Annotated in this window: 9 protein-coding genes; 8 read left to right on the plus strand and 1 reads right to left on the minus strand. The window is 63.8% G+C overall.

The features are described from left to right. Positions 1-60: 60 nt before the first annotated feature. Positions 61-387, plus strand: a complete 327-nt coding sequence (locus tag ACLQ2O_RS15490) for a hypothetical protein (protein ID WP_425831720.1) — start codon at positions 61-63, stop codon at positions 385-387. Between the two features lie 87 nt (positions 388-474). On the opposite strand, the gene ACLQ2O_RS15495 is transcribed toward ACLQ2O_RS15490, so the two are convergent. Next, positions 475-813: a histone-like nucleoid-structuring protein Lsr2 gene (locus ACLQ2O_RS15495; protein WP_425831721.1), complete on the minus strand. Its 339-nt coding sequence runs from the start codon at positions 811-813 to the stop codon at positions 475-477. A 151-nt stretch (positions 814-964) separates the two neighbouring features. Here ACLQ2O_RS15495 and ACLQ2O_RS15500 point away from each other — a divergent pair, with 151 nt between their 5' ends. The 7 genes from ACLQ2O_RS15500 (at position 965) to ACLQ2O_RS15530 (ending at position 13359) form a co-directional block, all read left to right on the plus strand. Further along, positions 965-2809 (plus strand): DHH family phosphoesterase, encoded by a 1845-nt coding sequence (locus ACLQ2O_RS15500; protein ID WP_425831722.1) that lies wholly within the window; start codon positions 965-967, stop codon positions 2807-2809. Next, positions 2806-3618: a CPBP family intramembrane glutamic endopeptidase gene (locus ACLQ2O_RS15505; protein WP_425831723.1), complete on the plus strand. Its 813-nt coding sequence runs from the start codon at positions 2806-2808 to the stop codon at positions 3616-3618. Before ACLQ2O_RS15500 ends, ACLQ2O_RS15505 begins: the two co-directional genes overlap by 4 nt. A 91-nt stretch (positions 3619-3709) precedes the next feature. After that, complete coding sequence (locus ACLQ2O_RS15510) at positions 3710-4150, plus strand: hypothetical protein (RefSeq protein ID WP_425831725.1); 441 nt, start codon at positions 3710-3712, stop codon at positions 4148-4150. A 1174-nt stretch (positions 4151-5324) separates the two neighbouring features. Further along, complete coding sequence (locus tag ACLQ2O_RS15515) at positions 5325-7187, plus strand: DNA primase family protein (protein WP_425831727.1); 1863 nt, start codon at positions 5325-5327, stop codon at positions 7185-7187. Between the two features lie 323 nt (positions 7188-7510). Further along, entirely contained in the window at positions 7511-10636 is a 3126-nt protein-coding gene (locus ACLQ2O_RS15520) for a hypothetical protein (RefSeq protein ID WP_425831729.1), read from the plus strand. Continuing rightward, positions 10637-10960 carry a VRR-NUC domain-containing protein gene (locus tag ACLQ2O_RS15525; protein ID WP_425831731.1) on the plus strand — a complete coding sequence of 108 codons (324 nt, stop codon included), beginning with the start codon at positions 10637-10639 and terminating at the stop codon, positions 10958-10960. 614 nt (positions 10961-11574) lie between these two features. Continuing rightward, entirely contained in the window at positions 11575-13359 is a 1785-nt protein-coding gene (locus ACLQ2O_RS15530; RefSeq protein ID WP_425831733.1) for an SNF2-related protein, read from the plus strand. Positions 13360-13482 lie beyond the last annotated feature (123 nt).

A 13482-nucleotide genomic window follows, 5' to 3' on the forward strand; every position in this document is an offset into this window, starting at 1 on the left:
AGTCCGCTGCTCGTATCCGGGCACTGCCCGGCCGACTCCGACGGGCGCGGGGCGGACGCCATGGCCGAGATGCTGTGGCGAGCCGAGGGTTTCGACATCCTGCCCGTTCCCGCCCAGTGGAAGGCGTACGGCAAGCAAGCAGGCTTCGTCCGCAATCAGCAGATGGTCGACCTGGTCGCCGGCCTGAGCATGCAGGGGAGCACCGTGGTCTGCGCGGCGTTCCACGACCTATGCCGCAAGCCCGGATGTCGCCAGAGGCGCGACGAGCAACTCATGCCGAGGTTCCCCGGGCACTTCTCGCATGGCACCGCACACTGCCGCGGCCAGGCCATCCGGGCAGGTATCGAGACCGTCGACGTAGTCCGTCCCTCGCTGCTGCCAATCTGAGACTGCCGCCGCGACTTGGGGGCAGAGCAGAGCCCCGCTGCAAGAACAGCAGCGGGGCTCTGTGGCGAAGCTAAGTGCAGGTGGAGGCTACTTGCCCCTATCGATCTTGTGCGCCTTGTCGTAGGCGGCCTGGAGTTGTTTCGGGATCCGGCCAAAGTCAGGGACGTCGAATCCGTTCTCCCGTCCCCATGCCCGGATCGTTTCACGCTCCTCCGGGGTCATGGTCGGGACCGTACGCTTCTTCTCAGGCTGCTTGGGCGCCGCCTTACGACCCTTCGTCAAGTAGGACTTCAGCTTCGTTTCAAGCTGCTTCCTCTCATCGTCGGTGAGGTCGATCTCATACCACTCACCCTCGAGTCCAAAGGTGACCGTCGCGGCGTCGGGCTTGCCGCTGATGTCCGACTCGAACACTTCTCTCTTCGCCATGCCGCCGACGCTAACCGATCGACTGGCATGTGAGAAGTCATTCGGCGTCAATTTGATCAAACAGTCGACATGCGCTGCGATCCGAGCATGATTCGGATGCTATCACTGCTAGAATCGCATGACGAGTCCCTAGTGAGTCAGCAAGGACATGATGACTACGACCGCCACTCTCGCCGACTCCGATCATCAGTTGGATCGAGCCGGAATCACCAATGACCTGTTCTCTCTTCTGTGCGAGCGCAGAGGATGGACCGACGAGTACCTCGCGGCCATCGACAAAGAGGAGCACGACGCGCTCAAGGACCTCGAGACGATGGTCGCCGCGCTGGAAGACCTCCGCCGCTCCGGAAGCACAGTCACGATCGCTCCCGACTTCGACATGGACGGCATCGCCTCCGGCGTCCTCGGATATGCGGGGCTCAAGGAGCTCGGCTTCGAGGTGAATCTCCATGTTCCCGACTACCGACGTGGGCACGACCTGACCCCTGAAGACATCGCCGAGATCCACCGGTCCTACCCGGCGACGACCGCGCTGTTGACCTGCGACGGCGGAGTGAACTCTCACGCTGGAGTCCGTGCCGCACAAGCAATGGGGTGGAAGGTCCTCGTGACCGACCATCACCAGGAACTTGCACCCGGCAGCGCAGCCGATGTCACCGTCAACCCCTGTCGCCTCGACGAGACCTACGCACTTCGCGGGATCTGCGGCGCTCACGTCCTCTACCAGGTTCTAGAGGCCTACGCCGCGGAGCACCAGCCGTTCAAGCTATGGGCCATTCGCCTGCTCCGCCTGTTCGCCGGCCTCGGCACCGTTTCCGACGTCATGCCCGTGTTGTACGAGAACCGGCAGCTCGTGCGTGACTCCCTCTCGATCGCCCGGCTGCTTCGTGCGCCCGCACCGAACCTGATCCCGAACCGCTACGGCGGGCTGGACCCTGACCCCGACAGCATCGACGTTGCCAAGGCCACGCTCATGCAGTTGCTGGCCGCCGAGCAGGGCGGACATGATCCGGCGTACCTCGCTGCCTTCGAGGGGTTCGCGATACTCCTCAAGGCTTTCGCGCAGGCCGGCAAGGTGCGGAGCGTTGATGACATCGACGAAGGTTTCTATGGCTTCTACATCGCCCCAGCCATGAACAGTCCCCGGCGCATTGGCACGCCCCTGTCCGACTGTTTCACTTTGTTCACCAGCCCGGTCACAGCTCAGAAACTCGCGGCAGCCCAGCGGATCATCACCAACAACGAGCGTCGCAAGGAACTGGTCGTCGAGCACCTGGAGGAGCTGACCACCGGCGACCAGCCGCTGGCGCCCTGGGTCTACTTCTCCGACGCGCCTGCAGGCATGTACGGGCTGCTGGCCAATCAGCTGATGGAGCGGAGCGGGCACCCGGTGATCGTGCTGAACCGGCCGACGACGCTCTCGGAACCGCTCAGCGGATCCGGACGAGCCCCCGACTGGTTCGACATCATCACCACATTCGAGGAGCACGACGACCTGCAGGCCATCGGCCACCAGCAAGCGTGCGGAGTCAAGCTGCGCACGGCTGAGGCGCTCGATGAGCTCGTGGAGGTTCTCGCGGACGCCACTCGTGCCGCGATGCTCGTCGCGGGTGACGCCGTCAAGCCGGCCGGCGATCTCGTGCTCGGCGCGGGCCCCGAGTGCGATGCGCCGCTGACCGACGTCGAGCCGCTGATCGAGCTGGTGCGACGCATCGAGACGCTGCGTCCGTTCGGGCACGGCTTCGTCGAGCCGCTCTTCGAGATCGTGATCGACGGGTTCAGGGTGGACCGGATCGGGTCCGAGAAGCAACATCTACGACTCGTCACCCGCACCGGCCTCGCTTGCCTGTGGTGGAACGCTGCCGACGAGCAGCATGACCAGCTGCTCAATATTGCCCACAGAAGCTCAGGGCTGCTGCGGTTCCTTGGCAGGCTTCAGCTGAACACATTCAGGGGAGAGACCCGACTTCAGGTTGTCATCGCGGAGCCGTTATGACGACCGGAAGGATCATCGCCGGACCGTCGCATCCCCTCGCCTCGTCCCTAAGCCGCGTCGGCTGGTGCGCGTCCGTGGTGCTCGGCGTCATCGGTGGCTACACCCTGCTCGCACTGCCGATCGCCGCATGGATTACGAGCCCTGTCGTAGCCACGATGACCGTTGGTGGGATCGTCGTAGTCGCCGTGGGCTGCGTCCGCCTCCTGCGGCCGCAGTTGGTCTCATACGGGCCTGCGCCTCTACCTCCGGGCGACGCACGGCGCCAGCGCGGCTTCTGGCGGTGGGCAGCGCTCGCCGCCGCGCTGGCGTTCCTGGCCGGCCAGGCGAACGCGCTCATGCTGTACGGGCTCATCGGCTCTGCTGGTTTCGACCGGCACCTCGACGTCGAGCGCGCCTCAGCGACGGCGCTCGTGGTAGCACTGACGCTCGTAGTCGCTCCGCTCAGCGAGGAGACCCTCTTCAGGGGGCTGGCCTACCCGTTGCTACGCAGGCGCACGAGCATCGTGGCGGCGACGCTGATCACGACGCTGGTCTTCGCCTGCGTGCACGGCAACCTTGTTCAAGCCGCGGCCACGGCGCCCCTGGGAATCGTGCTCGCACTGGTTGCGGAGCGCACGCGTGGGCTGTGGCAAGTCGTCGTAGTGCACGCGGCATACAACCTCGCCGCGATGCTGGTTCCGCCTCAAGCCATACACGCCCTGGCAGCCCCGCACTATGTGGTACCTCTGGCGGCGGCCTGGACAGTATGCCTCGCGCCCCTGTTCGTGCGAGCTCGGTCAACAGGTGCCGCAGCAGTGGTGCCTGGGTGACCGGTGTCCAACCGGTCACCGGGGGCATGGCTGAGAAGAAGAACTTCGTCAACCTGGCCTTCGATCAGCGTAGTGAGAGGAGTTGATCATCGTGGCCGTCATCGAACCCTGCGTCTATGTCGACGGCGAACTGATGACTCCAGCTCTCCTGCCGACGCTCGAGGCGAAGGCACGCCTGGCCTTCGCCGGCGCCAAGCACTTTCCGACCTTCGACATCGGCTACACCCACATCTTCCGCATCACCGCATGGGGCCGGTCCCACGACGAGGCCCAGCGTCGCATCAAACGTAAGGTCGGCCGCTTCTACCGCAAGATGAACCAGGTCGAGGGCTTCAGTACGATCAAGCTCGACAAGCGCGAGGACTACATCCACAGCAACCGGAACCATTCGGTCACCTACGAAATCATGTACGTGATCGAGCGGACAGGCTCGCGAACACAGCGACCAGACTCGCCATATCCGGACTACCAGCAAGACCTTCGGAAGCTGAGGTTCGCGCCGGAGACAGCTGCAGTACTGATCCCACGATGATCAATCACCGCATCACGGCGGCCGGATACGCGAGAAGGACCGGAGAGGCTCCCTTCCCACGGGGAATGCCCTCCGGCCCTTCTTTACACGTTCCCATTCGCCAAGCGCGACGGCGACCGCGATCTCTCGCTTACTCACCACAATAGCTGATTGAAAGGGCTCTCGACAAGCTGAGATAAGGCATTCGAATCCATGTCGATTGCAGTGGCTCACAGTAGACTCAAAACATCAGCATCTGATTCCATCTCGAGCCGGCGACTGCCGGCTGGTTCGCCCCGGATGAGACCCTCCCGTCTCATCCGGGGCTCGCCTTTTTGATCGCAATCTGACGTCGAGGTGTGTACCACGGTCTCTGGTACACCCTGTAACCCTGCCTGACCACGGAATACAGGTGGCTCAACCAGCTTCTCGCGATCAGCATGTACCACTGTCGAGATCCGACTGGTACGCCAATTTCCCCAGGTCAGGCGCCACTTTGAGTCGATGTACCGGATGTACCACCGGTGCATCGACCTTCTCCCTAGGCCGACGTTCATGAGGTGGCAGAAGTTAGCCGTCTTGGCGGGGATTCACGTAGACGTGCCGGACCTTGCTGGGCAGTCGTGGGCCGGTTGCTGCACGCGCGTACGGATGCGCACGTTAGGTCTGAATTTCCTGGTACGAGTGGTACAAGGGGTATAAAACCCTGCCTGACCTGGGTTTATGTGTGTACCACTTCAACTTGGGAAAGTGGTACACCGTCAGTGCAGGTCCAGTGAACTTCTGCTCTGACCTGCGGGAATGCCTGTACCACGCGAAGTGGTACAGGCCCATTTGCCGGTATGGGCAGTGGTGGGCGATCGGTCCGGTAGTCATCACGTCTCCCACCCTGACCGTGAGCCCTCGCCGGTGGCTCGGGCGGCTGACGCCGCCCGCGGGGCTGTGTGCGGCGTAGCGCTGGATACGGTCCCGAGATCCGCGCCACGCCGCCCCCGATCGTGGTGCTCCTCTCGCGCCTCTTGTCGCACAAGTCCGGTGCGCAGCTACTCGAATGATCTATCGTGTTCAGTCGGAATGATTGCGAATGATGAATCGAATGACATAGGGTTGAAGCACACGTTCCATTCAGATCCGAGTCCGTGTCGGCTTCCCACTCCTGCCGACGGGTCTCCTGCAGCACGGGAAGAGACGACGCATGACCAATCCCGGGACAGGCACGAGCACGTCCGCATCTTCGGCCGATGCCGGTGCCTCGCCCTCCACGATGCGCACCGCGACGCTGCTGAGCGACCTGCTCGACTTCTTCAACCACCGCTCGCAGGCCGCCGCCCCTCAAAATCTCATCGTCACCCACGTGACGACTACGTACCTGTCGCGCCTCGATCCGGCCAACCCGCCGGCTCCACGCCTGCTCGAACAGGAATTGCTCGCCGCCGGCAACGCCGTGATCAAGGCCGAGAACGCGAAGATCCCGCAGGGTGACGGCAAGCTGCCACTCGCCAAACGATTGTCGTACTGGCAGATCGCACAAATCCTTCTGCGTCTGCACCACGTCATCCGGATCGCGCCGAACGCGAAAGACACCGATCGCGAGTACGACCTCCTCGCGATGTACAACACCACAGGTGTCGACCGCGGCACCTACACCGTGAGCGAGGATGACTTACGTACTGCAGCGCGGCGCTACAACACCCAGCTCACGCTGAATGACTTCAAAGAAGTTCTTGCGATCCTGCGTGAGGACAGCCCGCGGACCCAGCGCTGCATGCACCGCGATCTCCTTGCCGTGAACAACGGCATCGTCTTCTACGGCACCGAGGATCGCGACATCGAGATCGATGGCCGGACGTTCCGGTTCGAAGCCAAGAAGATCCACCCCTTCGATCCGGCCATCGTCTTCCTCTCCAAGAGCCGTGTCGACTACGTCGAAGACGCCCCGGTGCAGGTGATCACGCACCCTGACGACGGCGACTGGGAGATTGTTGCCTGGCTCAACGAGATGTTCGATGAGCCCGGCCAGGAGGGGCTCGCCGACCTGATCTGGGAGATCATCGGCGCCATTGTCCGGCCGCACGTTCGCTGGGGCAAGACCGCTTGGTTCTACAGCGAGCGGGGCAACAACGGCAAAGGCACGCTCTGCGCCCTGATGCGCAACCTTGTCGGCGACGGCACGCACACCGCAATCCCGCTCGCCGACTTCGGCAAGGACTTCGCGCTCGAACCCCTCGTCCGAGCCAACGCAATCATCGTCGACGAGAACGACGTCGGGACGCTTATCGACAAGGCCGCCAACCTCAAAGCGATCGTGACCGGCGATGTCATCCAGATCAACCGGAAGTACAGGATGCCGATCGCGTTCCAGTTCTTCGGGTTCATGGTGCAGTGCCTCAACGAGTTCCCGAAGACCAAGGACAAGTCGGAGAGCTTCTACCGCAGGCAGCTGTTCGTGCCCTTCACCAAGAGCTTCAGCGGGATTGAGCGCAAGTACATCAAAGACGACTACCTGCAGCGCAGGGAAGTCCTCGAGTACGCGCTGTGGTACGCGATCAATCGCGCTGGAGCTGCAGAGCCGGGCAACTATTACCAGCTGTCTGAGCCGGTTGCCACCAACGCCGTGCTCGCCGAGTACAAGGAAGTGAACGACCCGGTCAGATCCTTCTGGGAGGAGTTTCGCGAGCTGTTCGTCTGGGACCTGCTGCCGTTCCCGTTCCTTTACGACCTGTTCAAAAGTTGGTTCATCCGGGTCTCGCCGTCGGGATCCGTGATCAGCCGGCAGAAGTTCGTGTCGGGCCTCGTTGCCGTCGTCGAAACCGATCCCGACTGGCACTGCCCAAACAAGAACCGCAAGGTCCGTCCCGGCCAGCTGATGAACGTCGCCGAGCCACTGATCGCCGACTACGAACTGAAGACCTGGTACGCGCCGGCCTACAAGGGCACCAACCCGCAGAGGATCGGCAAGCCACTGCTACAGGCGAGCTACCGCGGCTTGCTCCGCCGGGCGCTGACCACGCCCAACGCGAACGTCTCCGTCCACCCAGACACCGACGACGGAGCCTGACTCGTGCCTCGACCGATTCGTTCGTTCCAAGACGCCTTCGAACCCGCACCTTCCGACCCCAGGGACGGGCCGGAATGCCCCTCAGGCCAGCACTGCCCCCACGGTGTACCACCGCATCGACAACTCCCCGAAACCGCGGCCTGCCCTGCGTGAACCCCAGCGAAAGGAGAGACACCGTGCCTGCCCAAGCACAGAGCACTCAGGCGCCGCGGCTGCCCCGCATCACAGCCAACTCGTCCTTGTTCACCTTCTACGACATCGAGTCACTGTCGAACGTCTTCAGCATCGCCGCCTACACGCCCGGCCTGCCGACCGGGCGCGACGTGGTCGAGGTGTTCTTTCTCGTCGACGACGCCTCACTGGCCGCAGCCGTCGACGGTCATGCACTGGTCGGCGCGATCCGTGCCGGCAACCCGGGGCTTCGGCAGACGAACGTCTTGCTTCATGACCTGCACACGGTCGGAGGCAACCTGCGGCTGGCGCAGCTCGTCGGTCTGTCCGACGCCGAGCAGGTGTGCGACCCAGCACAGGAATCGTCCTACCCCGACGACCTGCGCCCGGTCTGTGACACCGATCCTGGCTTCAACCCCGCGGGCCGCCACCCGTTCCTCGCCGGATACAACTCGATGAACTACGACACCACGATGCTGGCGCTGTACCTGTCCGAGGTGTACTCCGATGTCGTCGACCACCGCGCGCGCCTGGCGCACGCCCGGCAGCAACGCCGCAACGCGAGCACGCCGCAGCGCATCGCGGAGACCGAACAGCTCCTGCTGGAGGTCGTTGCTCAGCGCCCGGAATTCAGGCCGATTACGGCGGCCGCACTGCGCGTCCACAATGACGAGCTGTTCGACGCCAAGAACATCGAGTACATGCCCGGCTACCTCGGCTGGGACACACCACAGGGAAGAATCCGGCGGGCCATGCTCCAGTCCGGTCGCCATCTCGACGTCGCCCGGCTGAACGAGGCGCAGTGGAAGGTGAGCCTCAAGCGACTGCTCGGCATGCTCGGGTACCAGATCAAGGAGTCCGGCAAGCTCAGCCACGACTCTGTCATCACCACGCTCGAAGAGCTCTACGAGCTCTTGGCCTACAACGTCGCTGACTGTGTGGGTCTGGCCCGCCTCTTCAAGCACGCCACGTACTCCAGCGCCTTCGATCTGAAGGCCGGTCTGCTGGCCCAATACTCCGAGACAGTGTTCGCCCGTAGCGGCCAGGTACGCAGGGACCGGCTCACCGTCGACTCCTCCTCGGCGAAGTTCGTGGGCCGGATTCTTGCCCCCTACGAAGCGCTCAGCGACATCGAGAACGTGTCGTACCTCTATCCCGCCGCCGAGGTAGCCCACGAACGCGGGATCGCCCAGGTCAACGTCCTCGACGAATGCGTGCGCTTCTTCGAGCAAGACGTTGCGCCCGATCGGGCCACCAACCTCGCGCACGCGAAAGCGCACGCCGACTTCATGCAGGTCGTCGCATACTACCGGTCGATCGAGGGGCAGAACTTCAACGACTCCGACGAGTACGGCGAGCTCTACAGCCTGCCTGCTCGCTCACTGCGGGAGATCCCGAAGTCACCGAACAATCTGCCGTACTACCTCGCTGACGGCACCCCGTCGTCGTGCTTCGCCACCTTCTCCACCGGCGGGATCCACGGCGCCGAGGCCGACATTGCTCAGTTCGACCGAGACCACGCGGACCATCTCGCCCTCAAGATGATGCTCGATCTCGCCCGCCACCTTTACCCCGATGCCAAGGACTACGTAGCCGAAGCCAAACGCCAGCACAACACCCTCACGTTGCCCGACGGAACCACCGTCGACAAGCGGCTCGTGCTCATCGGCTCCGAGCCGGACAAGGTCCGGTACCGCAAGCCGAGGAAAGACGATCCGGTGCAGGCTGAGCAGGTGGCACACGCCCGGGAACAGTTCCCCGACCCTGCGGATCTCCTGGCGACACAGCGTCCGGCCGACGAGGCTCTCGACGTAGCGATCGCCGACAGCATGAGCCCAGGTGGAGTGTTCGTCATCCGGGGCAAGGCGGTGTTGGCGAAGTCTGCGACTAAGTCGGCCGAGTATCGCACCGAGCCTGCGAAGAAGGCGCCGGAGTTGTTCATCATGAGGGACGATGCGTCCACCAAGCTGCACCCCCGATACGCCCGGACCTCGGCCGGTCTCGTCACGCACGAGGACTTCACGAGCTACTACCCGAACCTGCTGCGCAACATGAGAGCGTTCTACAACCCCGAGCTGGGGGAGGACCGCTACGCAACGATCTTCTTCGACAAGGAGCGCCTTGGACGCGAACTCAAGCTGCCCGGGCTCGAGCGGTCGGACAAGGAGCGACTGACGACCCTGCGCAACGGGACGAAGCTCATCCTCAACGCCGCGTCCGGCGCGGGCGACGCCTCGCACAAGAACCCGATCCGCATGAACAACCGGATCATCTCGATGCGCATCATCGGCCAGCTCTTCAGCTGGCGAATTGGCCAGGCACAAACCCTCGCCGGCGCCCGCATCATCTCCACGAACACCGACGGTCTCTACTCGATGCTCGACAGACAGACCAACGACCAGGTGCTCGCCGAGCAGGCCGCATTGATCGGTATCGAGATCGAGCCAGAGCCGATGTTCCTCATCAGCAAGGACTCGAACAACCGCCTGGAGCTCACCGCCCCACAGGAAGGCAGAGCACTCACCGAGAGCCGAATCATCAGCGCCTCCGGCGGGACACTGGCCTGCCACGAAGGGCCCCGCCCGGACAAGTCACTGGCCCACCCGGCCGTGATCGACTTCGCCCTGGCCCGCTACCTGCAGGCCGTGGCCAGCCGCGGTGAGGCCGCACTGTCGGAGACCTTCGACGCAGGCCTTGGACACAAGATCATGAGCGAAGCCATCGACCCCGAACACCCGCTGCGCACGGCACTGCTGTTCCAGAACGTCATCGCCGCATCGCGCGGCTCGATTACCTACCCGTTCGCTGCTGCCCCAATGGATCCGAACACGAGCGTCGACAACATGCCGATCGTTGACCCGCAGCCGCTGCAAATGGTGAACCGGGTGTTCGTCGTACGCCACGGCATCGAAGGCACCGTCAGTCTCCACAACGCCGGCGCCTGGAAGATCCCGCCCGCGACGCAGGCCAAGCGCCGGGAGGGTGCCCAGCGGCCGGCGCCGGATGAGACCGCCGTGTCGATTCTCGCCCACCACGGCTGGGCCGCAACCCGGTGGATGAACTCACAGAACCCGCGACTGACCCTCGTCCCAGACGACCGCGATGTGGCCATCCGCAAGATCAACGGCATCGACCCCGCTTGGTCGATGGTCATCTGCAACGACGATCTGGAGACTCTGGAGCCATCGGCGCTCACGGCGATCATCGAGGCACTCGACCTCGGAGCGTACACGCAGATGCTTGCCGAGACCTTCACCAAGAACTGGATGAACGCCTAGATGGGGCGCCGTGAGCGTGACATCGAGCAGTACTTCCGGGAACAGTGCAAGAAGCACGGATTCCTGTGCCTGAAGTTCGTTTCACCGGCACGCAACGGCGTGCCCGACCGCATCGTCGTAACACAGGCCAAGACTGTGTTCGTTGAGCTGAAGAAGCCCGGCGGTACCCTGCGCAAGATTCAGCACGTGATGCACTCGAAGCTCCGACGCTACGGGGCCGCTGTCCATCTCGTCGACGACCACGAAAGCGTCGACCGGCTCATCCTCGAGCTCAGCGCCGGTGGTCGACAGACTGCAGAACCTGATGAGCGCGAAGCCGTCTGACCACTGCGAGCCACGCCGGACACACTCGGCCGTCCAGACCGCGCCGTGACTGGACGAGCAGGCCGGCGGCCTGCCGGGGGACCCCGAGATAGACGTCCCGCTCAACCACGACAGCACACCGAATCACCGGCCGCGGCCGACCCACGTTGGTAGTGGTCAATCCAGGGGCAGCGAGCACCTGCTCCCTGTGCAGTACCGCAGTCGCGGCGCACTCGCTGTGAACTCAACGGCTCCACAGGCGGAGCGACCGAGCCCGGCGACCCCCGCGGGCCTTCGAAAGGCCCGGGCCAGAGAAGCCGACGTGAAGTGGGGCCACTCAAAGCGGCCCCACGCCCCACTCCACCGTCTGGGCGTCACGGCCAACAAACCTCACGGACCAAAGGAGCCCAGAGATGGCGCGGATGAAGAAGCAGCACCACGACGGCAAGCCCACAACGATCGCCGCGACGACCAGAAGAAGGACCTACCGGTCCCGGTGATCCTGCTCATCGTCCTTCTGTCCCTCGTCTGCCTCGCAGCCGCCGGGGCACTCCTGCGATGACCGCCGACAGCCACGCCTATACCGATCCACCACGAGAGGAGGGCGCCGGCCGGCACAGGTCGGCCCAATCTGCATGACCACCACCCTCACCACAGTTGCACCCCAGATGCCCGCCCTCATGCCACACCAGCAGCACGCAGTCGACTTCATGATCGCGCACCCGTTCGCCGGCATCTGGGTAGACATCGGCGGCGGCAAAACCCTCAGCACACTGACCGCGTTGCAGCACATCCGGCCAATCGGACACATCCTCGTCATCGCTCCCGTAGCGATTGCACGGTCGACCTGGCTCGACGAAATCGAGGAACGGCGCATCCCAATTCGTGTCCGGTCCCTGATCGCGGATGAACGCGACAGGAAGCTCAGCCGCGACGACCGTCTCGAACGGTTCCGCCAGGTGTTCACCGACCCACCGACCATGTACTTCATCAACCAAGAACTGATCTCGCGCACGCCGCAGAAGAACTGCCCAACCTGCCACGGCAACGGTGTGCCGGACCCGCACACCTGCCTGCACTGCCAGACCGGCCTGGTCGACCAGATGCCGATCCAGCACCTCGACGGGCGCGACACGATCATCTGGCCCTTCCAGACAGTCATCATCGACGAAAGCCAGGAGTTCAAGTCCCACTCGTCGAACCGCTTCAAGGCACTGAAGACCGTACGTCCTGCGATCACCCGGCTCATCGAGCTCACCGGCACCCCCGCACCGAACGGCCTCGAAGACCTATGGAGCCAGACGTACCTCCTCGATCAGGGTCAGGCGCTCGGTACGACGATCACGGAGTACCGCGAGCGCTGGTTCACGCCGAAGATGGTCCCGGGCACCACCACGCCGGCGAAGTGGCTGCCCAAGCCTGGCGCCGAGCAGGAAATCCACCGGGCCATCGCACATCTGGTGATGAGTGCGCAGAACACGTCGCTGAACCTGCCTGACCTCACCGTCGAGGACGTCCGCGTCAGCCTGACGCCCGACGTGCTGACGGCCTACCGGGAGTTCAGGCGTGACCTGGTCATCGACATCGTCAACCAAGCCGCGCTGCGGGCCGCGAACGCGGCCTACGACGATTGGCTGCAGAACTCTGCCGAGCCGGATGCCCAAACGATCCGTGCCCAGCTCGCGACGCTGACCGGTGAGGCGCTGCGCGCAGCAGACGAATCGTCTCGCACAGCGCGGATCCACCAGTTCTTCCAGGATCCCGACGAACAATTGGTCAGCACTGTCGTCGCTGAAAACCAGGCCGTACTCACCAGCAAGCTCATGCAGTTCGCGTCCGGCACGCTGTACACCGCCGACCCAGATGACCCGAGCACTGCCGGCCGGTACGAGACCATCCACAACGAGAAGCTCCACAAGGCCTCACGCCTCATCCACAACCACGGTGGAGACCCGATCCTGATCGCCTACCACTTCAGGTCCGACAAGGAACGCTTGCTCACGCACCTGAACCAGGCCGGTACCCACACCGAGGCGTTCGATGGCTCACGCAAGATGACCCGGCGCTGGAACGCCAAAGACATCCCAGTGATGCTGATCCATCCCGCCTCTGCCGGTGCCGGACTGAATCTCCAGCAAGGCGGTTCCACCCTGATCTGGTACACCTTGCCGTTCTCCCTCAAGCACTACCAACAGACCAACGGCAGGGTGTACCGCACCGGACAGACCAAACCTGTACGCATCCTCCAGCTCATCTGCGAGGGCACCCAGGACGAGCGAATGCCACTGGTCTTGTCTGCCAAGCGGCTGACACAGGACCGGCTCATCCGGGCCGTCGATGTCGACACCGCCCTGCTCGCCGCGCTTCAGGACGAGATCCGCGACGACCTCAACGACCTCTGGCTGACCACGCGGCTCTGAGCTCGCGTAGCCCACCCACCGGACGCGCCTCGAATCGCAGTATCTCGCATCGCCGATTTAGCCCACAAGAGGGCCCGAACTGAGTCCCCAACCGAGCGGGCGGTCGGCTGTCAGTCGATCGTC

Source organism: Kribbella sp. DT2 (assembly GCF_049844575.1).
Classification (GTDB): Bacteria; Actinomycetota; Actinomycetes; order Propionibacteriales; family Kribbellaceae; genus Kribbella.

Coding starts and splice junctions, on each gene's coding strand:
- ACLQ2O_RS15490 (WP_425831720.1), top strand. CDS start 61: ATGGCCGAGATGCTGTGGCGAGCCGAGGGTTTCGACATCCTGCCCGTT.
- ACLQ2O_RS15495 (WP_425831721.1), bottom strand. CDS start 813: ATGGCGAAGAGAGAAGTGTTCGAGTCGGACATCAGCGGCAAGCCCGAC.
- ACLQ2O_RS15500 (WP_425831722.1), top strand. CDS start 965: ATGACTACGACCGCCACTCTCGCCGACTCCGATCATCAGTTGGATCGA.
- ACLQ2O_RS15505 (WP_425831723.1), top strand. CDS start 2,806: ATGACGACCGGAAGGATCATCGCCGGACCGTCGCATCCCCTCGCCTCG.
- ACLQ2O_RS15515 (WP_425831727.1), top strand. CDS start 5,325: ATGACCAATCCCGGGACAGGCACGAGCACGTCCGCATCTTCGGCCGAT.
- ACLQ2O_RS15525 (WP_425831731.1), top strand. CDS start 10,637: ATGGGGCGCCGTGAGCGTGACATCGAGCAGTACTTCCGGGAACAGTGC.
- ACLQ2O_RS15530 (WP_425831733.1), top strand. CDS start 11,575: ATGACCACCACCCTCACCACAGTTGCACCCCAGATGCCCGCCCTCATG.